At 67.6% G+C, this 25,694-nt stretch carries 23 protein-coding genes; 15 read left to right on the plus strand and 8 right to left on the minus strand.

The window, feature by feature from the left end:
• The first annotated feature begins 7 nt into the window (after positions 1-7).
• Positions 8-1,459, plus strand: a complete 1,452-nt coding sequence (locus tag KM176_RS21930) for a sensor histidine kinase (RefSeq protein WP_160896684.1) — start codon at positions 8-10, stop codon at positions 1,457-1,459.
• A 129-nt stretch (positions 1,460-1,588) separates the two neighbouring features.
• Here KM176_RS21930 and KM176_RS21935 read toward each other — a convergent pair whose 3' ends face one another.
• Positions 1,589-2,758, minus strand: coding sequence for an amidohydrolase (locus KM176_RS21935; RefSeq protein WP_160896685.1), 1,170 nt, complete (start codon positions 2,756-2,758; stop codon positions 1,589-1,591).
• 234 nt (positions 2,759-2,992) lie between these two features.
• Here KM176_RS21935 and KM176_RS21940 point away from each other — a divergent pair, with 234 nt between their 5' ends.
• Entirely contained in the window at positions 2,993-3,556 is a 564-nt protein-coding gene (locus KM176_RS21940) for a nucleoside 2-deoxyribosyltransferase (RefSeq protein WP_160896686.1), read from the plus strand.
• A 94-nt stretch (positions 3,557-3,650) separates the two neighbouring features.
• Here KM176_RS21940 and KM176_RS21945 read toward each other — a convergent pair whose 3' ends face one another.
• Positions 3,651-6,155 carry a CHASE3 domain-containing protein gene (locus KM176_RS21945; protein WP_160896687.1) on the minus strand — a complete coding sequence of 835 codons (2,505 nt, stop codon included), beginning with the start codon at positions 6,153-6,155 and terminating at the stop codon, positions 3,651-3,653.
• A 222-nt stretch (positions 6,156-6,377) separates the two neighbouring features.
• On the opposite strand from KM176_RS21945, the gene KM176_RS21950 reads away from it, so the two are divergent.
• The 4 genes from KM176_RS21950 (at position 6,378) to KM176_RS21965 (ending at position 10,848) form a co-directional block, all read left to right on the plus strand.
• Positions 6,378-7,649, plus strand: a complete 1,272-nt coding sequence (locus KM176_RS21950; RefSeq protein ID WP_160896688.1) for an NAD(P)H-dependent glycerol-3-phosphate dehydrogenase — start codon at positions 6,378-6,380, stop codon at positions 7,647-7,649.
• A gap of 3 nt (positions 7,650-7,652) precedes the next feature.
• Complete coding sequence (locus KM176_RS21955) at positions 7,653-8,435, plus strand: HAD-IIB family hydrolase (protein WP_160896689.1); 783 nt, start codon at positions 7,653-7,655, stop codon at positions 8,433-8,435.
• Position 8,436: 1 nt separating this feature from the next.
• The gene (gene ggpS / locus KM176_RS21960; RefSeq protein ID WP_160896690.1) at positions 8,437-9,942 is read left to right on the plus strand and encodes a glucosylglycerol-phosphate synthase; all 1,506 of its coding nucleotides are present in this window, start codon (positions 8,437-8,439) and stop codon (positions 9,940-9,942) included.
• 183 nt (positions 9,943-10,125) lie between these two features.
• Positions 10,126-10,848, plus strand: a complete 723-nt coding sequence (locus KM176_RS21965) for an HAD-IA family hydrolase (RefSeq protein ID WP_160896691.1) — start codon at positions 10,126-10,128, stop codon at positions 10,846-10,848.
• 49 nt (positions 10,849-10,897) lie between these two features.
• Here KM176_RS21965 and katG read toward each other — a convergent pair whose 3' ends face one another.
• The 6 genes from katG to KM176_RS21995 all read right to left on the minus strand — a co-directional run bounded on the left by katG (position 10,898) and on the right by KM176_RS21995 (position 17,804).
• Entirely contained in the window at positions 10,898-13,072 is a 2,175-nt protein-coding gene (gene katG / locus KM176_RS21970; RefSeq protein ID WP_160896700.1) for a catalase/peroxidase HPI, read from the minus strand.
• A gap of 295 nt (positions 13,073-13,367) precedes the next feature.
• Positions 13,368-13,676, minus strand: coding sequence for a hypothetical protein (locus KM176_RS21975; protein ID WP_160896701.1), 309 nt, complete (start codon positions 13,674-13,676; stop codon positions 13,368-13,370).
• Between the two features lie 222 nt (positions 13,677-13,898).
• Positions 13,899-14,267, minus strand: coding sequence for a hypothetical protein (locus tag KM176_RS21980; protein ID WP_160896702.1), 369 nt, complete (start codon positions 14,265-14,267; stop codon positions 13,899-13,901).
• Entirely contained in the window at positions 14,264-14,455 is a 192-nt protein-coding gene (locus KM176_RS21985; RefSeq protein WP_160896703.1) for a hypothetical protein, read from the minus strand. The genes KM176_RS21980 and KM176_RS21985 overlap by 4 nt, the downstream gene beginning before the upstream one ends.
• Positions 14,452-15,216 (minus strand): glycoside hydrolase family 19 protein, encoded by a 765-nt coding sequence (locus KM176_RS21990; RefSeq protein WP_160896704.1) that lies wholly within the window; start codon positions 15,214-15,216, stop codon positions 14,452-14,454. The genes KM176_RS21985 and KM176_RS21990 overlap by 4 nt, the downstream gene beginning before the upstream one ends.
• 116 nt (positions 15,217-15,332) lie before the next feature.
• Positions 15,333-17,804: a heavy metal translocating P-type ATPase gene (locus KM176_RS21995; RefSeq protein WP_160896705.1), complete on the minus strand. Its 2,472-nt coding sequence runs from the start codon at positions 17,802-17,804 to the stop codon at positions 15,333-15,335.
• A 173-nt stretch (positions 17,805-17,977) separates the two neighbouring features.
• On the opposite strand from KM176_RS21995, the gene KM176_RS22000 reads away from it, so the two are divergent.
• From KM176_RS22000 to KM176_RS22040, 9 genes are all read left to right on the plus strand, one after another.
• The gene (locus tag KM176_RS22000) at positions 17,978-18,178 is read left to right on the plus strand and encodes a heavy-metal-associated domain-containing protein (RefSeq protein WP_160896706.1); all 201 of its coding nucleotides are present in this window, start codon (positions 17,978-17,980) and stop codon (positions 18,176-18,178) included.
• Between the two features lie 114 nt (positions 18,179-18,292).
• Positions 18,293-19,063 carry a DUF4396 domain-containing protein gene (locus KM176_RS22005; RefSeq protein ID WP_160896707.1) on the plus strand — a complete coding sequence of 257 codons (771 nt, stop codon included), beginning with the start codon at positions 18,293-18,295 and terminating at the stop codon, positions 19,061-19,063.
• Between the two features lie 205 nt (positions 19,064-19,268).
• Entirely contained in the window at positions 19,269-19,913 is a 645-nt protein-coding gene (locus KM176_RS22010) for a TetR/AcrR family transcriptional regulator (RefSeq protein WP_160896708.1), read from the plus strand.
• A 155-nt stretch (positions 19,914-20,068) separates the two neighbouring features.
• Positions 20,069-21,253, plus strand: a complete 1,185-nt coding sequence (locus KM176_RS22015; RefSeq protein ID WP_160896709.1) for an ABC transporter substrate-binding protein — start codon at positions 20,069-20,071, stop codon at positions 21,251-21,253.
• An 85-nt stretch (positions 21,254-21,338) separates the two neighbouring features.
• On the plus strand, positions 21,339-22,208 hold the full coding sequence (locus tag KM176_RS22020) for a branched-chain amino acid ABC transporter permease (RefSeq protein ID WP_160896710.1): 870 nt from the start codon (positions 21,339-21,341) through the stop codon (positions 22,206-22,208).
• 1 nt (position 22,209) lies between these two features.
• A complete protein-coding gene (locus KM176_RS22025) occupies positions 22,210-23,175 on the plus strand; it encodes a branched-chain amino acid ABC transporter permease (RefSeq protein ID WP_160896711.1) in 966 nt (321 codons plus the stop codon).
• A 4-nt stretch (positions 23,176-23,179) separates the two neighbouring features.
• Complete coding sequence (locus tag KM176_RS22030) at positions 23,180-23,944, plus strand: ABC transporter ATP-binding protein (protein ID WP_160896712.1); 765 nt, start codon at positions 23,180-23,182, stop codon at positions 23,942-23,944.
• Entirely contained in the window at positions 23,931-24,662 is a 732-nt protein-coding gene (locus KM176_RS22035) for an ABC transporter ATP-binding protein (protein ID WP_236045419.1), read from the plus strand. Before KM176_RS22030 ends, KM176_RS22035 begins: the two co-directional genes overlap by 14 nt.
• A 21-nt stretch (positions 24,663-24,683) precedes the next feature.
• The gene (locus KM176_RS22040; RefSeq protein ID WP_160896714.1) at positions 24,684-25,664 is read left to right on the plus strand and encodes a dipeptidase; all 981 of its coding nucleotides are present in this window, start codon (positions 24,684-24,686) and stop codon (positions 25,662-25,664) included.
• The last annotated feature ends 30 nt before the right edge of the window (positions 25,665-25,694 follow it).

Here is a 25,694-nt window from a genome sequence, read left to right on the forward strand (position 1 = left end):
GGCCCCGATGGCGCGCCGCCCCCTCAGCCTGCGTCGGCTCGGCACGCTCTGGATGGTTTTGGCCTTCCTGGCGGGCCTGCTGGGCGCGGGGATGTGGATGGGATCGGTCGCCGCCTGGGGCGCCTACCTGACCCGCGCACAGGTCGCGGGCGTGGCGCTCTACGACAGCCTGACCCGGGGCACCATGGCGCCGCTGGGGGTGCGCGTGACCCCGGTGCCCGACGCCGGACAGGCCGCCGTGACCCAGGGCGATTTCGCCATCCTCTCGGGACTGCCGACGCCCGCCTATGTCACCCATGCCTCGGTCCGCGACAGCCTGGACGAAACCTTCGGCGGCCAGCGCATCAAGCTGGCCATCGTCTCGGACGGGCTGCGCTACGAGGTCGCCCGGGTCGAGAACGGCAGCGCCCGCACCGCACCCGAGAAGCTGGGGGCGGTGACGCGGCTGCTGGCAACCTATTGCTCGCGCCCGATCCTGTTTGCCCAGGTCGGAGAGCAGCCCTGGCTAAGGATCGACGGCCGCGCGGTCTGGGGCTGCGATGCGAAGCCGCGGGACCTGCGGCTGCCGGCGCTGCTGATCATGCTGCTGACGCTGGGCGGGCTGTGGACCAAGATCGGCGCCAGCACCGGCCATTTCACCGCCTTCGCCGAGGCGCTGAAGGCGCGCCGCCGGCTGGGCGGACCGGAAAGCTACCGGGTCGAGGGGCCGGCAGAGCTGCATGCCATCGTCGGCGCGGTGAACGCCTATCTGGAGGCCGAACGCGCCCAGCTGGCACGGCGCGCCAGCGTGCTGTCGGGGGTGTCGCATGATCTGGGCACGCCGGCGACGCGGTTGCGGCTGCGCACCGCGCTGATTGAGGACGACCACCTGCGCGAGAAGTTCGACCACGACATCGACCGCATGACCGGGATGATCGAGGGGGTGCTGACCTATACGCGATCCGAGCTTTCGGACGAGACGCCGCGGCAGATCTCTCTCAGTTCGCTGCTGGAGGCCATCGTGGCGGATTACCAGGACACCGGGCGGCCCGTGGCCTTTCCCGCCGGGCCGCCGGTGGTGGCGGGAAGCGCGGCCTCGCTCTTTGCGGCGCGGCGCGGCAGCGTGCAGCTGCCCGATACCTCTCCGGTGCTGGTGATGGCGCGCCCCCTGGCCCTGCAGCGTGCCATCGAGAACCTGATCGACAATGCGCTGAAATACGGGCGCCGCGCCAGCGTCGCGCTGGAGGCCAGCTCGCAGAGCGCCAGCATCCTGATCGAGGATGCCGGCTCGGATCATCGCGCCGCCGACATCGAGGCGCTGCGCGAGCCGTTCCGGCGCGGCGCCAACGTGGGCCAGGTGCAGGGCTTCGGGCTGGGGCTGACCATCGTCACCGCCGTGGCCGAGCAGCATGGCGGGCGGCTGAGCTTCAGCGACGGCAGGAGCGGGATCTGCGCCCGGCTGGAGATCAGCCGGCAGTGAGCGGGGATGCGGGGGATCGGTTTTTAGGGGTCAGGTTTCGGGGGATCGGGTTATGAGGATCGGGCGCTTGCGCGCCCGACGCTCCGCGGGAGGTATTTGGAACAAGAAAATGCCGGGGCGTGTCTGCCCTCAGACCGGCAGTTCGGCCTCGACCAGGGCGGCCATGCTTTCGGCGATGACCGGGATCAGGCCGTCGTCGAAATCGTAGAACGGGCTGTGCACCATCGGGCAGTCCTGGCCGTCGCGCTTCATGCCGAAGAACAGGTAGGCGCCGGGGCAGGCCTGCAGCATGTAGGCGAAATCCTCGGCCGCCATGATCGGGGGCATATCGGTGAAGCGGACCGGCGCGGCCGCGCTGCTGAGCAGGGCTTGCGCGGCCTGCGCGGCGGCGGCATCGCTGGCCAGCGGCGGATAGCCGTCTTCCCAGATCACCTCCACGTCGATCTCGCGCGCGGCGCCCTGGGCGCGGGCGATGCGGCGGATGCCGGCCTCGAGGAAGGCGCGGTCCTCGGGGTGCAGGCAGCGCACCGTGCCGCTGATCTGGCCCTCCCCGGCGATGACATTGTCGGCGCTGCCGACATGGATCTGGGTGACCGAGAGCACCGCCGCATGCAGCGGGTCGATCCCGCGCGACACAAGCCCCTGAAGCGCCACCGTGATCTCGGCGGCCAGCAGGGCGCTGTCGCGGGTCATGTGCGGCGTCGCGGCATGGCCCCCCTTCCCGGTGAGGCGGATGATGAAGCGATCCGCCGAGGCCATCTGCGGCCCGGGCCGGGTGGTGACCGTGCCAAAGGGCAGCCGGGGCTCATTGTGGAAACCGAAGATCCGGTCGCAGGGCAATTTGGTGAACAGCCCCTCCTCGACCATGCGGCGCCCGCCGCCGAGGCCTTCTTCGGCAGGCTGGAAGATCACGCGCAGCGTGCCCGAGAAGCGCCCCTCGGCGGCCAGCGCCTCGGCAGTGGCCAGCAGCGAGACGGTGTGACCGTCATGGCCGCAGCCGTGGAACTTGCCCTCCGCGGTCGAGGCATGGGCGAGGTTGGTCTGCTCCTGCATCGGCAGGGCGTCCATGTCGGCGCGCAGGCCGATCACCGGACCGCCCGCGCCCCGGCTCAGCGTGCCGACAACGCCGGTGCCGGCGATCCCGGTCTCGACCGTGTAGCCGGCTGCGCGCAGGCGCTCGGCCACCAGGGCCGAGGTGCGATGCTCCTCGAAGCCGAGCTCGGGATGGGCATGCAGGTCGCGGCGCAGGGTGCTGTACCCGGGCGCGCGGTCGGCGAGAAAGGCGGAAACGGCAGTCATGGGAGCTCCTTGGGGGGCGGCGGGTCGGGCGGTGGCTGGACCCCAGGTTGGCGGCAGACTTGCCCGCGCGCGCCGGAATGGCAAGGCGGATCGACCGGAGCTGCCTGCGATACGGACGTTGCAATGCCCCCCTGCCCCGGGCCTGGCAGCTGACGCCGGGCCCGGCCTTGCGGTTGCAGGGGCCGCGTGTTCCTGTCGGGCGATTGCCAGACGCCCTAGTGAAAGGACATGCCCATGCGGGTCTACCTCGCCGGACCGGAAGTTTTCCTCCCCGATGCACGGGAGGTGCTGGATCGCAAGATCGCCCTGACCCGCGAGGCCGGGCTGGAGCCGCTGGCCCCCGGTGACCTGGACGAAGGCCCCGAGGGCGAGAGCCGCCACGAGAAGGGCCTGCGGATCAGCCGCAAGAACGAGGCGCTGATGCACGCCGCCGATGCGATCATCGCCAACCTGACGCCCTTCCGCGGCGTCGGTGCCGATCCGGGCACGGTCTATGAACTGGGCTACATGTGCGGCCGCGAGAAGCTGGCCTATGGCTACACCAATGTCGCCTCGAACCATTTCGAGCGGCTGGTGAACTATTACGACGGCCAGATGATGCAGGATGAGGACGGCAGCCTGCGCGGCGATGACGGCCTTGCGGTCGAGCATTTCGACATGGCCGACAACCTGATGCTGCCCGGCGGGATCATCGCGCGGGGCGGCAAGCTGATTGCCTGCGATGTTGACCCGGAAGCGCTGTACAGCGACCTGACGGCCTTTGCCGACTGCCTGGCCCTGCTGGCGGCGCGGCGCTGAGGCCCGCAACCACGCGCGCCGCGGTTTAGGCCGCGCCTTCGGGCCCGACCCCGGCAGCTTCCGGGCCTGAGGACGCGGGCCGGCGTCCGGCTTCTCAGGCCCGGCGCCGGCCGGAGGAGCTGCGCGGCGATGCGGCTTCCCGGGCGGCGAAATAGGCCAGCTGATCCTCCATCTGCTCGGCGCTGAGGATCATCGCCTTGGCCGCCTCGGCGCTTTCCTCGGCCATGGCGGCGTTCTCCTGGGTCATCCGGTCGATATCGGCCACCGCAGTCTCGATCTCTCCGATCCCGGTCGCCTGTTCCGAGGTCGCCAACGTGATGTCGTTGACGAAGCCCGCGACCCGGTTCACCGCCGCGCTGAGATCGTCCAGGGTGGTGCCGGCCCCGTTGATCAGCGTCACCCCATGGGTGATCGAGCGCCGGCTTTCCTCGATCAGCTGACGGATCTTGGTCGACGCCCCGGCCGAGCGCTGCGCCAGCGCCCGCACCTCCGAAGCGACGACGGAAAAGCCCTTGCCCGCCTCGCCGGCCCGCGCGGCCTCGACCGAGGCATTCAGCGACAGCAGGTTGGTCTGGGAGGAGATTTCCTCGATCATGTCGACGATGTGGCGCATCTCGGCGGCGCTGCGTTCGATGGCTGACATCGCCTCGACCGCGCGGCGCACCACGCCCACCCCCTCCTCGGCCTTGTCCGAGGAGCGCGTGCTGATTTCGCGGGCCTCGCGGGCATTGGCGGCGGTGCTCTTGATCGTGGCGCCGATCTGTTCCACCGCGACGGCGGTCTCGGCCAGGGCCGCCGCCTGTTCCGCCGAGCGCCCCGACAGGTCGCCCGAGGCCCGGGTGATCGACCCGGCCTTGGACATCACCATGCCGCTGGTCCTGGAGAGCTGGCCGACCATCTCCTCGAACCGCGAGATCGTGACGTTGAGATTGTCGCGCAGATCCCCGAAGGCGCCCTCGAAGCTGCCCTCCATGCGCACCGACAGGGAGCCGTCGGCGAACTGGCGCAGCACCGCCATGGTCCGGTCCAGCCCCTCCTGCACCACCACCATCAGCTCGTTCACCCTTTGCGCGAGCGTGCCCAGATCGGCATCCTCGAACCCGGCCTCGATGCGCCCCGAAAAGTCGCCCCGCACCGCGCCGCGCACCACCGTCGAGATTTCCTGCTGGAGCCGGTCGACCTGGCCGCGCCGGCGCTCCGCCTCGGTGCGATCACGCTTCTCGCGCTCGGCGGCCTGTTCGGCGGCCTCGGCAATGCCCTTGGCGGTTTCCTCCAGCTTGCGCGCGTTCTCTGCATCCGCCTGGGCCAGGGCCACGACCTTGCGGGAATTCTCCTGGAAGATCTGGGTGGCGCGGGCGATCTCTCCGACCTCGTCGCCGCGGTCCTGGCCGGCGATCTCGATTTCGGTGCCCCCGTCGATGATCTGCCGCATCGCGCCGACGATGGCGATGATCGGCGCGGCGATCGCCGCACCGGCCCGGTGCGACAGCACGATGCCGCTGATCCCCGCGACGATCATGAACAGCACGATGGCCGCCATCGCCAGCCACTCCGTCACCTGCCGCGTGGCGCTGCGGCTTTGCATCAGCGCGCGCTCCTCGGCCTCGAACGCCGTCATCACGGTGCGGAACCGGTCGAAATAGGCCTTCCCCTCGGCCTTGCGGATCAGCGCCGCCATGTCGTCCATGGTGCTGGCATGGCCGATCCGGGTGCGCAGGCCGATCATCGGCACCGCCATGTTGCGGATCCATTCGTCCAGCGCGCCCTGCATCCGGGTCAGCAGTTCCATCTGCGCAGGGTCGTCGCCCACCTGCCCCGTGAGCTGGATCAGCTGCTGCTCGACCTCCCGCTGGCCCGCCTCGTAGGGCGCCAGGAAGCGGCGTTCTCCGGCCAGCAGGAAGCCCCGCAGCCCCGCCTGCATGTCCAGCGCCGCACTTTGCAGCGCCCGCACCGTATCCATCGCCTCCGAAGCCGCCACCAGCGCCTCGATCCCCTCCCGGGTGGCGGTGCGGCTGACGAACCCTGCCGACAGCAGCGCCTCGAACCCGTCCTGGCGCGCCTCCAGCCGGGCCCGCTCGTTCTTCAGGAACTGATCGACCTGGGTGCGAAAATCCTCGAAGTAGCGCTCGCTGCCATCCTGCGCGACCATCCGGGCGATGTCGTTCATCGTCTCGGCATCGCCGATCTCGCGGCGCAGGGCGATCTGGCGCGCAATCACCTGGCTCTGCCAGTCGCGGATGATCTGCGCCGCCTGGTCGAGCCGGGCAACCTGCCCGGGCTCTGCGGCGACCAGGGTGCCCAGATCCTCGAACAGCGCGCCGATCCGCTCGGACCCGGTGTGATAGGGTTCCAGAAAGGCCTCCTGCCCGGCCAGAAGGTAGCCGCGCATCCCGGTTTCCATGTCCACCGCAACCGCCAGCACCTCCTGCGCGCCCGACAGCACCCCCTGGGTCGCGTTCACCTGGCGCACGCTGCGCGAGATGAACAGCAGGGAGCCGATGCCCACCAGCCCGATGCAGCACATCAGGATCAGCGGCATCATGTTCACGCGCAGGATCTTTGCCTTTGTCGGCAGGTCCTCGAACCTTGTCAGGGCCACGGTCACTCCTTCCCGCTGGCAACGGCATCGCTGCGGCAGACTGCGGGACAGAAATGACCAAGCCGTCAATCCGCCCCGGCTTGCGGACAATTCGAAGTTGTTCGCCGCCGCGCGGCGAAAATGCCTGCCGGAAAACCGGAAAATCACGATGCATTTCAGAAGTTTACGCTGCACCGCGGCAAGAAGCGGTTGACCTCAGGTTCCTGGACCCTAATTTTTTCAATGAGTTCCGAGGGCGATCAGGGTGTCCGACCGGTTCGGAACTGGCCGGGCACGCCGCAGTTTCGCGCGCGTTCTTGCCCCTTCCGGGGAAGGCCCGCGATCTGTCCCGCCCATTTCGGACAGGAACAGATCGCGAAAACTCCGGAGGATTTTCCCATTAAGGATACCGTTTCCGACAGCCCTTCACCCTATACCCGCCTTACGGTCCTGGGGGCCGGCAGCTGGGGCACGGCGCTGGCCTGCGTCGCCGCCCGCGCCGGCTGCGAGGTCCGGCTCTGGGCGCGCAGCCCCGAGCGCGCCGCCGACATCAACGCGACGGGCCGCAACGAGGCCTACCTGCCGGGCATCGACCTGCCCCCGGGCATCACCGCCACCGCCGAACTGGCCGAAGCGCTGGACGCGGCGGAGGCCGTGCTGCTCGTGACGCCCTCCTCGACGCTGCGCTCCATGTGCCAGGCCATCGCCCCCCACATCCCCGAGGGCATCCCCCTGGCGCTGGCCTGCAAGGGCGTCGAGAAGCGCACCGGATACCTGCTCTCCGAGGTCGTCTCGGAGGAACTGCCGGGCCATCCGGTTGGCGCCGTCTCGGGGCCGACCTTTGCCCGCGAAACCGCGCTCGACTACCCGACCGCCGCCACCGTGGCCTTCCCGTTCCGCTATGCCGACCGGCTTGAGCCCCGCAACAGCCCGGCCGCGCGCATGGCGCTGTCGCTCTCGGGCGGCGCGTTCCGGCCCTATGTCTCGGATGACCTGGTGGGCGTCGAGGTGGGCGGAGCCATCAAGAATGTTATCGCTATCGCCTGCGGCATGATGTCGGGCGCGGGCTTTGCCGAGAACACCCGCGCCGCGCTGATCACCCGCGGCACGGACGAGATGAAGCTGCTCGCCCAGGCGCTTGGCGGGCGGCGCGAGACGGTGACGGGCCTCGCGGGCGCGGGCGACCTGACGCTGACCTGCTCCTCGACCACCTCGCGGAACATGTCGCTGGGCACGCAGCTGGGCCAGGGCATCCCCCGCCCCTCCTGCTTCGAAGGCCGCAGCGTCGTCGTCGAGGGCGAGGTGAACGCCGTGTCGGTCACCGACCTGGCCGCCCGCATCGGGGTGGACATGCCGATCTGCGAGACGGTGAACGCCATCCTGCACAAGGGCGCCGACCTGCGCGATGCCTTCAACGCGCTCTGGGCCCGTCCGCTGGAGGCCGAGCCCTTCATGCTCGACTTCTCGCTGGAGCACCCGTCCGACGCCATGCCGATCCAATTCAAGGCCGACTGAGAGATGAACGTACACGCAGCCCCCCGCCCCGCCATCGCCGAACGCCGCTTCACCCTTGCCACCGATCTGGACGGCACCTTCCTGGGTGGCACCGAGGCCCAGAGGGCCATCCTTTACGACTGGATCGAGGCCAACCGCGACAGCATCGGCCTGATCTTCGTCACCGGGCGCGATCCCGAATTCATCATGCAGATGTGCCGCGAGCGCGGCCTGCCCTGGCCGGAATACGTGGTCGGCGACGTCGGCACCACCATCGCCCATGTGGAAGCGGACGGCTCGATCACCCCGATCGCCCCGCTGGAGGAAGACATTGCCACCCGCTGGGCCGACAGCGGCGCGCGGGTGCGTGCGACGCTGGACGGCCAGCCGGGCCTGTCGCTGCAACCGACGCGCTTTCGCTACCGGGTCAGCTACGACCTGACGCCCGCCGATTTCGACGAAAGCGCCAAGGCAAGGGTCGAGGAACTGGGCCTCGACTGGCTGATCTCGGACAACCGCTATTTCGACGTGCTGCCCAGGGGGGTCTCAAAGGGGCCCTCGATCCGGCGACTGGTCGAACACCTGGGCCTGGCCGAAGCCCGCGTGCTCTGCGCCGGCGACACGCTCAATGATTTTTCCATGCTGGCCTCGGGCCTGCCGGCGGTTGCCGTCGGCAATTCCGAAGCCGCGCTGGTCGCGCGCCTCGACGGGATCGGCAGCGTCTACCATGCAAAGGCCCATGGCGCCGCCGGGATCCTCGAAGCGATTGCCGCCCTTGACCTGCACGACAGCCCGAAAGGAGTCTGAGATGCCGTCCAACCTTGTCATCGTCTACCACCGCCAGCCCTACGAGGAAGTCGAGGTCGACGGGAAGATCCAGTACCGCGAGAACAAGAGCCCGAACGGCATCGTGCCGACGCTGAAAAGCTTCTTCGGGCGTTTCGAAAAGGGTGCCTGGATCGCCTGGAAACATGCCGACGATCCGAACAACCCCGATTTCGAACAGGTGATCGAGATCGACGACGCCTACGGCAAATACACCGTCTCGCGGCTGCCGCTGACGCCGGAGCAGGTGACCAGCTTCTACCACATCTCCTCGAAAGAGGCGTTCTGGCCGATCCTGCACGGCTTCAAGGAACGCTACAATTACGACCCCGTCGACTGGCCGACCTTCCGCGAGGTGAACTGGGCCTTCGCCGAGGCCGCCGCCGCCGAGGCCGCACCGGGCGCCGTGGTCTGGGTGCATGACTACAACCTGTGGCTGGTGCCGGGCTATCTGCGCACCCTGCGCCCGGACGTGAAGATCAGCTTCTTCCACCACACCCCCTTCCCCGCGGCGGACATGTTCAACGTGCTGCCCTGGCGGCGCGAGATCCTGGAAAGCCTGCTGGCCTGCGACGTGGTGGGCTTCCACGTTCCGCGCTACGTCAACAACTTCGTCTCGGCCGCGCGTTCGCTGCTGGATGTCGAGACGCTGAAGCGCCAGAAGGTCAAGCCCGAGCTTTCGGGCCAGACCTCGGCGCTGTCGGAGCAGAGCGTGGTGACCCAGATCGGCTATGACGACCGGATCATCCGGCTGCAGGCCAGCCCGGTGGGCGTCGATGTCGACTATATCGAGGCCGTCTCGGCCAATGATGTCACCGCCGCGAAGGAGGCCGAGATCCGCGAGGAACTGGGCGATGCCAAGCTGATCCTGTCGGTCGGACGCACCGACTACACCAAGGGCGGGCTGGAGCAGCTGCAAAGCTTCGAGCGCCTGCTGGCGGCGCGGCCCGACCTGCGCGGCAAGGTCCGCCTGATGCATGTCTCGGTCGCGGCGAATTCCAACATGGTGGCCTACGAGGAGATCCAGCATGACCTGGAGGCCATGGCGGGCCGCATCAACGGGCTTTACGGCAGCTTCGAATGGCAGCCCATCGCGCTGATCTCTCGCCCCATCCCGTTCAAGGATCTGGTGGCCTATTACCGGGTCGCGGACGTGGCCTGGATCACCCCGCTGGCCGACGGGATGAACCTTGTGTGCAAGGAATACTGCGCCGCGCGCACCGATGGCGACGGCGTCGTCGTGCTGTCGGAATTCGCCGGCGCCGCGGTGGAACTGGCGGCGGCGGTGCCGACCAACCCGTTCTCCTACCGCTCCATGGACACCGGGATCGAATTCGCCCTCGGCATGGCCGAGGAGGAACGCCGGGACCGCATGAAGAGCATGCGCGCGATGGTCCACAAGCAGGATGTGCGCTTCTGGGCGGAGGACCAGATGTACCACTTCGAAGAAGGCGCACTGGCCCCCGAACCCGACGCCCACGCCGACTGAGCGCTCAACCGGGAGGCCGGCGGGCAGCGACCTCCCCGCGCCTGCCCCCAACTGTGCCCAAATTATCCCGCCCCCGCCGGTTCCCGACCGGCGGGGGCGGCTTTCTTCTGGACAGGGCGGGTCCTGCTCCGCTCCCCTTCCGTCAGGGCCCCGGCCCCCCCTCCCAGCGAATGACGGAATCCCATGTCCCTCACAGACCACAAGATCCTCACCTTCGACGTTGTCGGCACGCTGATCGACTTCGAGACCGGCATCCTCGATTATTTCGCCCCGATCTTCGCCGACCTCGGCCGCGAGATGGATTGCCAGGCCGTGCTGGCCGCCTATGGCCGTGCCGAGGATGCCGAACATCACCGCACCCCCGGCATCCCCTTCCCGCCGATGCTGGCACCGATCTATTCGGCCATCGCCGACACTTTCGACCTGCCCGACACGCCCGAGCTGCGCGAGGGGCTGCGCCTGTCGATCCCCGACTGGCCCGCTTTCCCCGACAGTGTCGCGGCGCTGAAGCGGCTGGGCCAGCATTACACCCTGGTCGCCATGACCAATTCCGACGACTGGGCGCTGGATCACTTCGATGCCACGCTCGACCACCCGTTCGACGTGCTGGTGACCGCCGAGAAGGCCGAGGCCTGCAAGCCCGATCCCCAGGTCTTCGGCTTCGTGCGTGGGCTGATGTTCGACAAGGGCTTCCGCCGGTCCGACTACCTGCACGTGGCGCAAAGCCAGTACCACGACATCGGCGTGTCGAAGGCGCTTGGCTACACGACCTGCTGGATCGAGCGGCGCGCCGATCAGGACGGTTTCGGCGCCTCGCCGGATCCGGCGGAAGTCACCGTGCCCGACTATCACTTCACCTCGCTCGCGGCGCTGGCCGATGCCGTCGAGGCCCGGGTTCCGGCATGAAAAGGGCCCGCAGCGGATGCTGCGGGCCCTTTTCCCAGGTTGGGCGCGATCACTTCACGTCGAAGCGGTCGGCCTCCATGACCTTGGTCCAGGCGGCGACGAAGGCGGCGACAAAGTCCGCCTCGGCGCCGTCCTCGGCATGGACCTCTGCATAGGCGCGCAGGATCGAGTTCGAACCGAACACCAGATCGACGCGGCTGGCCGTCCACTTCACGGCGCCGGTCTTGCGGTCGCGGATCTCGTAACCGCCGTCCTTCACCGGGTGCCAGGAATTGGCCATGTCGGTCAGGTTGACGAAGAAATCCGTGCTGAGCGCGCCGGGACGGTCCGTGAAGACGCCCGTTGCGGCGCCACCGTGGTTGGTGCCCATGGCCCGCATGCCGCCGATCAGCACCGTCATCTCAGGGGCGGTCAGGCCCATGAGCTGCGCACGGTCCAGCAGCATTTCCTCGGCCGAGACGGCATAGTCCTTCTTCAGCCAGTTGCGGAAGCCATCGGCCAGCGGTTCCAGCGCGTCGAAGCTGTCGGCATCGGTCATCTCGTCCGTGGCATCGCCCCGGCCCGGGGTGAAGGGCACGGTGATGTCGTGGCCGGCAGCCTTCGCCGCCATCTCCACACCGACATTGCCCGCCAGCACGATGGTATCGGCCAGAGAGGCCCCGGCGGCAGCGGCCAGCGGTTCCAGCACGGCCAGAACCTTCGCAAGGCGCGCGGGCTCGTTGCCTTCCCAGTCCTTCTGCGGCGCCAGGCGGATGCGGGCCCCATTGGCCCCGCCCCGCATGTCGGAGCCGCGATAGGTCCGCGCGCTGTCCCAGGCGGTCGAGACGAGATCGGAAACCGAGAGGCCCGAGGCCGCGATCTGCGCCTTCAGGTGGCCGATGTCATACTGCGTCGGACCGGCGGGGATCGGATCCTGCCAGATCAGGTCTTCGGAAGGCACATCGGGGCCGATGTAGCGCGCCTTCGGACCCATGTCGCGGTGGGTCAGCTTGAACCAGGCGCGGGCGAAGGTATCCGCGAAATACTGCGGATCGGCGATGAACTTCTGGCAGATGGCGTTGTAGGCGGGGTCCACCTTCATCGCCATGTCGGCATCGGTCATCATCGGCATGCACTTGATCGACGGGTCCTCCACGTCGACGGGCATGTCCTCTTCCTTGATGTCGACCGGCTTCCACTGCCAGGCGCCGGCGGGGGATTTCGTCAGCTCCCACTCATGACCGAACAGCATGTCGAACCAGCCCATGTCCCACTGGGTGGGGTTCTTGGTCCAGGCGCCCTCGATGCCCGAGACGACGGTGTCGCGCCCGATGCCCCGGCCCTTGGTGTTCATCCAGCCGATGCCCTGGTATTCGACATCCGCCGCTTCGGGATCCGCGGAAAGGTCATCGGCATTGCCGTTGCCGTGGCTCTTGCCGATGGTGTGGCCGCCGGCGGTCAGCGCTGCGGTTTCCTCATCGTTCATCGCCATGCGCGCGAAGGTCTCGCGCACCTGGGCGGCGGTGGCCATCGGATCGGGCTTGCCGTTCACCCCCTCGGGGTTCACGTAGATCAGGCCCATCTGCACGGCGGCCAGCGGGTTCTCCATGGTCTCGGGCTTGGCCACATCGCCGTAGCGGTTGTCCGACGGCGCCAGCCATTCCTTCTCGGCGCCCCAGTAGGTGTCCTTCTCGGGGTGCCAGATATCCTCGCGACCGAAGGCGAAGCCGAAGGTCTTCAGACCGGCCTTCTCATAGGCGATGGTGCCGGCAAGGATCATCAGGTCGGCCCAGGAGACCTTGCTGCCGTATTTCTTCTTGATCGGCCAGAGCAGCCGGCGGCCCTTGTCGGTGTTGACGTTGTCCGGCCAGGAGTTCAGCGGCGCGAAACGCTGGTTGCCGGTGCCCGCCCCGCCACGGCCATCGGCCAGACGATAGGAGCCGGCGGAGTGCCAGGCGACGCGCGCGAACATGCCCACATAGGAGCCCCAGTCCGCCGGCCACCAGTCCTGGCTGTCCTCCATGAGGTCGCGCAGATCCTGCTTCAGCGCCTCCACGTCCAGCTTCTTGAGCTGCTCGCGGTAATCGAAGCCCGGGGCGAAGGGTTTCGTCTTCAGATCCTGCTGGTGCAGGATGTCGAGGTTCAGCGCGTTCGGCCACCAGCTGGTCACCGAATTCGAGGTCGAGGTCATGCCTCCGTGCATCACGGGGCACTTGCCTGCCTGCGGCATATCATTTCCGTCCATCATGGCCTCCGGGTAGGTGCGTTTGAACTGTCAGGGAAGACGATAGGGCGGGACGCCTTCTTTCAAGGTGCCCCGGATCCCATCGTGGATTGTCTTCCTCTCCCTGCGCTCACAGTAGCCCCACATTTTCATAATTTGAAATTGGATTTTTTTCTTATTTCGATATGAAAATCCTATACCTTCGTATGCCCCCGGGGACCGCAGACGCAAAAATGCCGGCACTTTCGTGCCGGCATCCGCCCAGACGTTGCCTAAACCGAACCGGGAGCGCGTTCGGTCACGCCCGGAAGATATGTCAGTGATTGCCCACGGACGTGCTGTAGGTCGAGGTCACGGTGTCACCCGTCGAGTTGGTCCCCAGGACCGTGACCAGGAAAGAGCCGCCGCCGGTGGGCTGCGCGCTCAGGACCGAAACGTTGCTCAGCCCGGCACGGGTTGCGGAATTGATCACCCCATTGATCGCCGCTGCCATGCCGTTGCTGCCGGATGCATTGCCCGCGCCCGCACCGATCACGCCTTTGCCAACGGCGTTTGCGGCGGGGACCGCAGACAGAAACAGGACTGATACCAGAGCACCCACGCGAACAGATTTTGCCTTCAGCATCTTGTTCTCCACTAAAAACGAACTTGGAACGACTCAGCCGTAACACGATTTTAGTACGTATAAAGAGTAAAAAGATCACTGATACGTACTAAGTAGCAGAGAAGGGCGGCGAAGACACTTTCTAGGGCGGAAACACGTCCCTCTTCCGCGAAACTTCGCCCTTTCTGCCACTCTGAACGGCAGGATCCCGCCCGCCTGTTCCGCCTGTCGGGTTCCGAAGGGTCACCGGCGCAGCGCCCGCACCGCCCCGACCAGTGCAGCGCCCCCGAAATAGAAGGTCGCGATGCGCAGCTGCATCTCCAGCAGGCTGACGGACAGGCCATCGGTCGCCCCAGCGGCAAGGACCTTGTCCCAGACCAGAAGCTTCCAGTCGTAGATGACGAAGGGGGCCGCCCAGAGCGCCTGCATCAGCGCCGTCAGTCGCCCACCAAGGGCGCGGTTCTGCTGCTGCGCATGCAGCCGGGCGATCTCCACCTCGGCGGCGATGCGTTCCTGCTCGCTGCCCGCCGCGTTGCGGGCCTCGTAGGCCCGCACCAGTGCCGGCCCCAGCCCGCCCGCCAGCCAGCCCAGCATCTTGCCCAACGGGATCATGTTGCCCACCCTGCCCGGCGGGCAAAGGCGTAAAGCCCCTCTGTCGCGCTTGCCAGTACCGCGCCGGCCAGAACGATCAGATCCGGGTCCTGCGCCAGCGAAGAGCCCACCTCGGGCGCGAGCAGCCCGTAGGACACCATGGCCCCGGCCAGGTAACGCAGAAGGATGCGTGCCAGGACAAGGCTCATGCCGCGCTCCTGTCGAAACGGGACAGTACGGCGCCCAGCAGCGCCGACAGCCAGGGCGCCCCTGCCGGCGCGCGACCGCGTTCGGGTTGCGCGCACAGGACCTGGTGCAGGGCGGCCCGGGTCCGGGGCCCAGCAATGCCGTCGGCCTCCAGCCCGGCCCCGGCCTGAAAGCCGGTGATGTCCCCGGGCGCCCGGTCCAGCAGGACCAGCGCCACCCGGACGTAGCAGGCCAGACGGTCCGCATAGCCGTTCAGGCCGCCGTTGATACGCCGGGTCAGCATCTCCATGTCGCCCGCGGTCGCGTAGCGCTGCAGGTTGCGGCTTTCCCAGTACCAGATCGGCACCAGCCCCTCCCAGGGATCCAGCAGAACGGCATCGGGTTCGGCAACGAAGTCGGGCGCCCGGCGCCATTCCCGGCGGGCCCAGTCGCGGAAGGCGCGGTAATTGTCCTTGCCGGTGATCTGGATGGCACCGCGCCCCCGGTACAGGAACCCGTCACCATCCAGCGCCGCGCTGTTGCCCAGATCGGTGCGCTGTTCATAGCGCTTCTGGGCCGCCGTCGGCCCCCAGATCTCCCGGTCATGGCGCAGGCCGGCGCTTTCGTGCAGCAACTGGGCGAGGTAGCAGGCCAGCTGATGCGGCTGCGCCAGTCCAAAGGCACGCCCCCGCATCTCGAGCCCGGCGCAGACCGAGGCGACATTCGCCGGATCCGGCGCGCCGCCGGCCATCCGGAAAAGGGTGGCTTCATCGATTATCGGCATCGGCATCCTCCCTGAAGACGATGCCGGTATGCGCCCCTTCCCTGAAGGAGCGGTCACCGCAGCGCGCGGTGCCCCGGCAGCCCCCCGGTCCGGAGGACGTCCGGACCGGGGATGTTTCAGGCGGCTACGGCCTCGTCCATCACCGGTGCAATGCGGCGCAGGCGCAGCGCATTGCTCAGCACGAAGACCGAGGACAGCGCCATCGCCCCCGCCGCCAGCATCGGCGACAGCAGGATCCCGAAACCGGGATAGAGCACCCCGGCCGCCACCGGGATCAGCGCGATGTTGTAGGCGAAGGCCCAGAACAGGTTCTCGCGGATGTTGCCCATGGTGCGGCGCGACACCTCGACCGCGTTGACCACGCCGCGCAGGTCGCCCGACATCAGCACCACGTCGGCGGATTCGATCGCCACGTCGGTGCCGGTGCCGATCGCAATGCCCACATCGGCCCGCGCGAGCGCTGGCGCATCGTTCATGCCGTCGCCCACGAAGGCCACCGTCCGCCCCTCCTGGCGCAAGGCCTCAAGCGCGGCCACCTTGCCATCGGGCAGCACCCCGGCCACCACATGGTCGATGCCGGTCTCCCGGGCGATGGCCTGGGCGGTCTCGGGGCGGTCGCCGGTGATCATCGCCACCTTCAATCCCTTGGCGTGCAGCGCGGCGATGGCCGCGCGGCTTGCGGGTTTCACCGGGTCGGCCACGCCGATCAGCGCCGCGACCTTGCCGTCGATGGCCGCAAACAGCACCGTGCGCCCCTGCCCGGCCAGTTCGACCTCGCGCGCCGAAAGGGCGGTCGTGTCGATCCCCTCGCGCTCCAGGAAGCGCCCGGCACCGACCAGCACCTCTGCCCCGCCGACCTGCGCCCGCACACCATAGCCGGTGACCGAGGCGAACTGCTCCGCCGCAGGCACGGGCAGCCCCTCTTCCTCGGCAGCCCGGGCGATGGCCCGCGCCACCGGGTGTTCCGACAGCGCCTCAACGGCAGCGATCCGCGCCAGCGTCCCGGCGCGTTCCATCCCCGGAGCCAGCTCCAGCTCCGTCAGCGCCGGGCGGCCTTCGGTGACGGTGCCGGTCTTGTCCAGCGCCACCACCCCGACCGAGGCCAGCTGCTGAAGCGCATCGCCCTTGCGGAACAGCACCCCCATGTCGGCGGCCCGCCCCGTCCCCACCATGATCGAGGTCGGCGTCGCCAGCCCCATGGCGCAGGGGCAGGCGATGATCAGAACCGAGACCCCGGCGACCAGCGCCAGCGTCGCGCCGGCCCCCGCCCCGAAGATCAGCCAGATCAGCACCGTCAGCACAGCAGCACTCATCACCGCGGGAACGAACCACAGCGTGATCCGGTCGACCAGGCCCTGGATCGGCAGCTTGGCGCCCTGGGCCTCCTCGACCATGCGGATGATCTGCGCCAGCGTCGTCTCGGCGCCGACCCGGGTTGTGCGGAAGACCAGGCTGCCGGCGCCGTTCACCGTGCCGCCGGTAACCGCATCGCCCGGCCCCTTGTGCAGCGGCAGGGGCTCTCCGGTCAGCATGCTTTCATCGACATGGCTCTCGCCCTCGATCACCTCGCCATCGACGGGCAGGCGTTCGCCGGGCCGCACGATCACCAGATCCCCCGGCACGATCTGCTCGACATCCAGCTCGGTCTCGGTTCCGTCGCGGCGCACCCTGGCCCGGCGCACCCGCAGCCCCAGCAGCTTGCGGATCGCGGCCCCGGTCCGGCCCTTGGCCCGTGCCTCAAGCATCCGGCCCAGCAGGATCAGCACCACGATCACGGCGGCGGCCTCGAAATAGACCGCGCGTACCGCCTCGGGCAGCAGCCCCGGCAGGAAGGTCGCGACCACGGAATAAAGATAGGCCGCGCCCGAGCCCACGGCGACCAGGCTGTTCATGTCGGGCGCGCCCTTCAGCAGCGCCGGCAGGCCGCGGGCGTAGAACATCCGCCCCGGCCCCGCCAGCACCAGCGTCGTCAGCACGAACTGACCGATCCAGCTGGCCTGACGCCCGATGGTCATGTCGATCCAGTGATGCACGCCCGGGAAGACATGGCCGCCCATCTCGACCAGGAAGACCGGCAGGGTCAGCACCGCCGCCAGCAGGAAGCGCCGCGCCAGGCTGCGCGCCTCCTCTTGCTTGCGGGCCGTGGGGTCCACCGCCTCGGGCGTCTCGGGCAGCGTCGCGGGATAGCCCGCCGCCGCGCTGGCCGCGATCAGCTGCGCCGGGGTGACCGCCCCTTCGGCATAGCGTACCCGCGCGGTTTCCGAAGCAAGGTTGACGTTCACCTCCAGCACCCCCGGCACGGCTTCCAGCGCCCGGTCCACCCGCCCCACGCAGGAAGCGCAGGACATCGATTCCACGTTCAGCGTCACCGTCTCGCTGCGGGCCGGATAGCCCAGCTTGTCCAGGGCGGCGACCGCCTCGGCCAGCCGGTCGGGCCGGTCGAAGGTCATCCGCGCCGTTTCGGAGGCCAGGTTGACGGAGACATCCTTCACGCCCTCCAGCGCCGACAGGCCACGGTCCACGCGGCCCACGCAGGAAGCGCAGGACATGCCTTCAACAGAAAGGGTGATGGGTCTTTGCTCGCTCATGTGTCTTCCTTTCCCGCCGGGACGTGTTCCGGGATGACGCCTAGATCGGGCTTCCATCAACTGGAAGGTCAAGGGGCACGGGAAAACTCTTTCCAGAATGCGACCGGGTTCTTGACCTTCCCCCTACTGGAACCCCCAAGTCAGGGTCGTCCCCAATCCAAGGAGGGTGAATCATGGACTTCAAGGTTCCCGAAATGAGCTGCGGCCACTGCACGTCCGCCATCGAAAAGGCGATCAAGGCCGCCGATCCGGCTGCCGCCGTCAGTTGCGACCTGACGGAACACGTGGTCTCTGTGAAAAGCCAGCTGGCCACCGGGGCGCTGAGCGCCGCGATCAAGGATGCCGGCTACGACTCGCAGCCGCTGAGCGCCTGAGCGTCCCCGCCCCCGCGCCGCTCTCCGGTGCGGGGGCCCGGCGGGGTTACCGGAACCCTGCCGCCCCCTGACCGTTGAGTCCGGAACCTTCCGCCAAAGTCAGGTTTCCGTTTCATGACCCAAAGCCTTCACCTCATCGCCATTGTCTCGCTGGTTGCCGGGGGGATCTGCGCCCTCCTGATCGCACTCGATCTGCGACGGCGACCACCGCACATGTGGATCATGTCGCTGGTCTGGCCGCTCTGCGCGCTGTTCGGCAGCGTCCTCGTGCTGATCGCCTACCTGACCACCGGACGGGCTGTGAAGCCCGGGCCGGGCATGGCACAGGGCCACACCCATGAACATCATGATCATCACGGGCATCACGAGCACCACGGCCATGCCCATGGTCACATGCCCGCGCACAGTTTCCCGGTCTCCGTGATGCACGGCACCCTGCACTGCGGCAGCGGCTGCACCCTCGGCGACCTCCTGGCCGAAACGCTGGCCGCGCTGATCCCCGCCCTGCCCCTGCTCTTCGGCTATCCCTGGCTGTTCGGCGATCAGATCTTTGCGGTCTGGATCCTGGATTTCCTGCTGGCCTTCGGCTTCGGCATCGCCTTCCAGTACTTCGCCATCAAGCCGATGCGCGACATTACCGTGCGCCAGGCGCTGGTCGACGCGCTGAAAGCCGATGCGGCCTCGCTCATTGCCTGGCAGGTCGGCATGTACGGCTTCATGGCCGTCGCGCATTTCTGGCTGTTCCCGCAGGTTCTGGGTCAGCCGCTGACCCCGCTCAGCGCCGAGTTCTGGTTCGCCATGCAGATCGCCATGCTCTGCGGCTTTGTCACATCCTACCCGATGAACTGGGCGCTGCTGCGCGCCGGCGTCAAGGAACCGATGTGACATCCCGGGGGCGGCCCCCAACCGCCCCCCGCCCAGCGACGCGACGCGCGCCGCCCCCCTTCTTCAGACTGGCAGGCTGCATCGGATTTGGGCATTCGGACCGTTCCGCCCCCGCCGCTTTCCGCGCGCGGAGAAAAATGACTCCGAAAGGCTTGTATCGAATCAACAAACGTACAGACCTGCTTTTAACTTTGAGGCAGGATTGATGATCAAGCGCCGAACCCAGGACGAACGCAGCACCGAGACCCGGCGCCTTCTTCAGGAAGCGACGGTGCGCTCGCTGATGGAAGTGGGCTATGCCAACACTTCCACCAGCGAGATCGCCCGGCGGGCCGGCGTGTCCCGGGGGGCGCAGACGCACCACTATCCCGGCAAGATGGATCTGATCGTTGCCGCCACCGAATACATGTTCCGCAACTTCGCCGACCAGCTGGAGGCGCTCGGCAGTGATCTGCGCGCCGGCCGGCTGGATTACGACAGCTTCTTCGATGCCCTTTGGGAAGAGATGCAGCACGGTGACTGGTTCTACTCATCCCTTGAAATAATCGTTGCAGCACGGGGAGATGAAGAACTTCGCCAGCACCTTGAACCGCTGATCATGGTGCTGCATGCCCGCTTTGAGGCGACCTGGCTGCGCAGCTTCGAAGCCACCGACCCCGAAGGTCTGGGCCCCCGCCCGGTGATGAACCTGGTGATGAACGTCTTCCGCGGCATGGCGGTCCAGGCCGTGCTGCGCCCCGAGCCGCGCTATTTCGAAGAGATCATGCATGTCCTCAAGACCATGATCGCGGCGCATCTGCGGCCACGCACCCGCGCCGCAACCCCGGTGCCGGCACCGCCCCGGCCCTGAACCGGCACCGGCTCGCTCCGGCGATCCGATGCCCTCTCCGCCCGGAAAAACAAACCGTCCGGACGGTTTATTTAAAGGGGTCCGCAGAGACCCCGCATGTGCCCGTCGCCTTCCGCGCGGGTGCAGGGAATGACTATTGCCAACAGGAGACTGGAATGAAGAGACTGAAAACAGTGCTGGCCTGCGCCGTGCTTGCCGCCAGCGCCGTCACCGCGCAGGCCCAGTCGCAGGACTGGGAAACCGAGGGCCTCAGCGATGACGCCATCACCATCGGCGTCATGGGGCCGTTTTCCGGCAACGCGGCCTCCTACAGCAAGGCGCTGATCGGGATGATGGCCTATTACGACAAGATCAACGACGAAGGCGGGATCTACGGTCGCAAGCTGGTCGCCGTGCAGGAGGACACCGCCTGCGACAGCGCCAAGGGCATCGCCGCCGCCAAGAAGCTGCTTTCGCAGGACAAGGTCTTCATGCTGCAGGGCAATTCCTGCTCGGGCGTGGCGCTGGCCATGCGCCCGATCATCGAGGATTCCGGCGTGCCCTGGATCGTCGCCCATGCGGTGAGCGACTCGATCTCCGATCCGCTGGCGAAGAACATCTTCCACGGCGTGCCCACCGGCAGCGCCAATGGTCGCGCCATGGCCGCCTTCGTGCTTTCCAAGCCCGACACCAAGAAGGTCGCCATCATCGAGCATTCCAACGACTGGGCGCACAGCTATTCCGACCCGGCCCGCGCCTATCTGGAAGAGCATGGCGTCACCCCGACCGAAGAGCTGACCATGGAGCGCGGCGAGACCGACGCCACCGCCCAGGTCCTCAGGCTGCGCCAGGACAAGCCCGACTTCATCATCGCCGCCCTCTACGAGGCCGAAACCGCGATCTTCCTGCGGGACCTGAAGAAATACGGGCTGGGCGACATCCCCGTCATGGGCACCGCCGGCACCGATCTTGAGAACACGATGAAGCGCACCGGCGATTTCGACACAGTGAAGAACTACTACGTGATCCACTCCTATATCGACAATCTGGACGGCCCCAAGATGAAGCCCTGGGCCGACATGATCCACAAGTACTACCCCGACGAACAGCTCAGCACCTTCAGCTTCGTCTCCATCGGCTCGGCCGAGGCGCTGGTTGCCGCGCTCAAGGCCGTGGGACCCGACCTGACCCGGAGCAAGCTGATCGACGCACTGAACCAGGTGCATGATTTCGACACCGGGATCCTGTCGGACCCGATCACCTGGACGCCTGAGGATCACCAGGGCGTCAAGGGCTCGGCGGTGGCGGGCTTTGTCGATGGCAAGCCCACCGTGCTGAAGGCCTGGGGCCAGCCCTACTGATCCCCCACTGAGACCAGGACCACCCGGGCCCCGCCCCTTCGCCGGGCGGGACCCGGACCGGACCCGCAACTCGCAGGACAGACCGATGTTTCTACAACTGACTTTGGGAGGTCTCTCCCAGGGCGCAATCTACGCGCTGGTCGCGCTTTCGCTGACCGTCGTCTACCGCTCGACCACCGTGGTCAACTTCGGACATGGCGATTTCGTCATGGCCGGGGCCTTCATCAGCTACGTTCTGGTGGTGATCGCCGGGGTGGCCTTCCTGCCCGCGGCCGTGCTGGCGGTGCTGGCGATGTTCGTGCTCGGGGTGCTGTTCAGCCGCGGCCTGATCCGCCGGGTCCGGGGCGGCCCGCATATCGGTCTGGCGCTGATGTGCATCGCCGCCGGCTACGTGCTGCGCGGCATCGCCCGCATGGTCTGGGGCCGCGAGGTCCTTCCGATGCCCCGCGTCTTCGACATCGAGCCGATCTTCATCGGCAATCTGGTGATCACCGGGGATGCGGTCTTCATCATCGGCACCGTCCTCGTGCTGCTGCTGACGCTCTTCGGCCTGCTGGCCTTCACCGATCTGGGCAAGATGGTGCAGGCGGTCTACCAGAGCCCCCGGGGCGCGCGTCTCATCGGGCTCAACGTCGAGCTGTTCGATGATTTCAGCTGGGGCGTCGGGGCGGCCCTGGGCGCCATCGGCGGCATCCTGATCGCGCCGGTGTCGCTGCTGCACCCCGATCTGGGCGCCAGTTTCCTGATCAAGGGCTTCGCCGCAATGACCCTGGGCGGTTTCGGCGCCCCCTTCGGCGCGGTGCTGGGCGGGCTGATCCTGGGCGTGGCCGAGCAATATGCCGGCGCCTATATCGACACCTCCCTGATCGAGATCACCGCCTATCTGGTCATCGTGCTGGTGCTGTTCCTGCGCCCGCAGGGCCTGTTTGGGCGCAAGGCCGTGGTGAAGGTGTAAGATGCAGGTTTCCTCTCTTCCCCGCCTGCGCCGCCGCCTGTTCTGGGCCGTTCCCGTGCTGCTGCTGGCGCTGCCGCTGCTGACCAACGAATACACCCAGTTCGTCGCCAACGGCATGTTGATCGCCGCGCTGGTCACGCTGGGCTTTTCGCTGGTGATCGGCAACCTCGGGCAGCTGGCCTTTGCCAATACCGCCTTCTTCGGCCTTGGCGCCTATGCCAGCGCGATCCTCAGCGCCACGCTGGGCCTGCCCTGGATCGTCACCATCCCGCTTTCGGGCCTGGTCGGTGCGCTTGGCGGCTTCGTTGCCTCTTCTGCCGCGCTGCGCGGCATCCGCGCCTATTACCTGGCCATCATCACCCTCGCCTTCGGAGAGCTGATGCGGTGGGTCTACGTGCACGCCCGTCCCGTCACCGGCGGCACCAACGGCCTCGCGCTGCCGAAAGAGACGCTCTTCGGCTTCTCGCTCAGCGACGACAAGGTGAAGTTCTACGTCTTCCTGCTGGTCGCGGTGCTGCTGATCAAGGCCACCTCCAACCTGCTGCGCTCGCGGCTGGGGCGCGCCATCATGGCCGTGCGCGAGAACGAGGTCGCCACCGCCTCGCTCGGCATTCCCACCGCCCGCATCATCCTGATGACCTTCGCCTGGTCGGGCTTCGTCACCGGCTGCGCGGGCGCGCTCTTTGCCCGTCACGTCGGCCATGTCTTCCCGGAAAGCTTCGGGATGATCCAGCTGATCTCCAGCTTCGCGATGGTGCTGGTGGGGGGGCTCGGTTCCATCCTCGGCGCCGTGCTGGGGGCCGTGCTGCTGACCGCCCTGCCCGAGTATCTGCGCGCCTTCCCCGGCCTGGAAGAGCTGTTCTTCGGTCTGATCGTCGGTGCCGTGCTGCTGGTGCTGCCGATGGGCCTGGCCTCGTTGCTGCGGCGCGCCTCGCCGCTCTTCTCCGAACGCTACTACAGGGAATGACAGCATGAGCGATCTTCTCCAGGTCTCCTCCCTCGGGGTCCGTTTCTCGGGTCTGACGGCGCTGGACGACGTCTCCTTCACCCTGCGCGAAGGCGAGGTGCGCGCCGTCATCGGGCCGAACGGCGCCGGCAAGACGACCCTCTTCAACGCCATCTCGGGCTATGTCACCCCGACCAGCGGCGCGGTGCTGCTGCAGGGGCGCGACCTGGCCGGGCAAAGCCCCCATGCCATCGCCGAACACGGCGTGCGGCGCACCTTCCAGAACGGCGGGCTGTTCCCGGCACTGACGGTGCTGGAAAACGTCATGACCGGGCTGCACGCCCAGACCCCGGGCAGTTTCCTCGACATCGTGCTGGGGCGCCGCCACGCCATCGAGGCCGAACAGGCCGCCCGCGCCCAGGCCCATGACCTGCTGAAACTCATGTCGATGGACCACATGGCCGATCACCGCGCCGGCGATCTGTCCGGCGGCCAGCAGCGCATCGTCGAGATCGTGCGCACCGTCGCCTCCGATCCCCCCGTGCTGCTGCTGGACGAACCGGCGGTGGGCCTCTCGCCCGTCGCCCGCGACCAGATGCTGGAGATCATCCGGCGTCTGGCCGGCGAAAAGGGCGTCGGCATCCTGCTGATCGAACATGCGGTGGAACTGGTGATGTCGGTCGCCGACCGCATCCTGGTGATGGCGGCGGGCAAGCGGATCGCCGATGGCACCGTGCCCGAAATCCGCGAAGACCGCGCCGTCCTGGAGGCCTACCTTGGTTACGCATGACACCCCCACCGACCCGCTGCTGACCATCACCGACCTTGAGGCCGGCTATGGCAAGAAGCCGATCCTGACCGGCGCCAGCTACGACGTGCGGCCCGGCGAATGCCTGACGCTGCTGGGGGCCAACGGGTCGGGCAAGTCGACCTCGCTCAACGTGATCTGCGGCTTCGTCAAGGTCACCGCCGGCTCCATCCGCTACCGTGGCACCGAGATCGCGGGCCTCGCGCCGCACAGGATCTTTCGCCACGGCATCGCCCAGGTCAGCCAGGCGCGCGATCTCTTCCCCGACCTCTCGGTCGAGGACAACCTGCGCCTCGGGGCCATGCGGCGGGGCGGCGACAGTGCCGCGCAGACCCTGGCCGGGATCTACGAACGCTTCCCCCGCCTGGCCGAGCGCCGCAAGCAGGCGACCCGAACCCTCTCGGGGGGCGAGCAGCAGATGGTCGCCATCGGACGCGCGCTGATGTCGCGCCCGGGGCTGCTGCTGCTTGATGAACCCTCGGGCGGGCTCTCTCCGCAGTTCTGCGAGGAGGTCGCGCAGATCATCGACAGCCTGAAGGCCGAGGGCATGACCCTGCTGATGGTCGAACAGAACCTCAACCTCGCCTTCCGGGCGGCGGACCGCTTCATCGTGCTGCGCGACGGCAAGGTCGTCGATGGCGGCGACGTGCGGGCCATGGCGGGCGATCACGATGCGATCGTGCGCAACATCTATCTTTGATACGAAGGACTTACGAAACCAATGGCACAGCAAAGCTTGCATGACGATCTGATCGTGTTCGACGGGCTCATCATCTCGGACTGGGGCCCCGAGGTCTTTGGCGCGATGCGCGCGGGCGGGCTGACGGCGGCGAACTGCACCTGCTCGGTCTGGGAAGGCTTCCGCGACACGATGCGCAACATCGGCGCCTGGAACGGCATGATCCGCGCCCATTCCGACAGCCTGCTGAAGGCGCGCAGCACCGACGACATCCGCCGCGCCAAGGCCGAGGGCAAGACCGGCATCGTGCTGGGCTTCCAGAACACCACCGCCTTCGAGGACCGCCTGGAATACATCGAGCTGTTCAAGGACATGGGCGTGGGCATCGTGCAGATGACCTACAACACCCAGAACCTGGTCGGCAGCGGCTGCTACGAGGGGCGCGACAGCGGCCTGTCGGACTTCGGCCATGAGGTCGTGGCCGAGATGAACCGCGTCGGCATGCTCTGCGACCTGAGCCATGTCGGCCCGCAGACCTCCCGCGACGTGATCGAGGCCTCCAAACGCCCCGTCGCCTACAGCCACTGCCTGCCCTATGGCCTGAAGGCCCATCCCCGCAACAAGACCGACGATCAGCTGCGCTTCATCGCCGAACACGAGGGCTTTGTCGGCGTGACCATGTTCCCGCCCTTCCTGGCGGCCGGCAACGATGCCACGATCGACGATTACGTCGCCGCCATCGACTACATCGTGAACCTGGTGGGCGAGGAAAGCGTGGGCTTCGGCACCGATTTCACCATGGGCTACGGCGCGAAGTTCTTCGAATACCTCAACCGCGACAAGGGCTATGCCCGCCAGCTGACCGAGATCTGGAAGGTCGAGTTTCCCGACGGGCTGGAAAGCGTCGCCGACTTCCCCAACCTGACCGCCGCCATGCAGCGCGCCGGCTGGTCCGAGACCAAGATCCGCCGCATCATGGGCGAGAACTGGCTCTCTCTGCTCGACCGCGTCTGGACGGTCTGAGCCGCAACGGCGCCCGGGGGCCTGCCCCGG

The sequence above is a fragment of the Pseudooceanicola endophyticus genome, from assembly GCF_018760365.1.
Taxonomy (GTDB): Bacteria; Pseudomonadota; Alphaproteobacteria; order Rhodobacterales; family Rhodobacteraceae; genus Pseudooceanicola; species Pseudooceanicola endophyticus.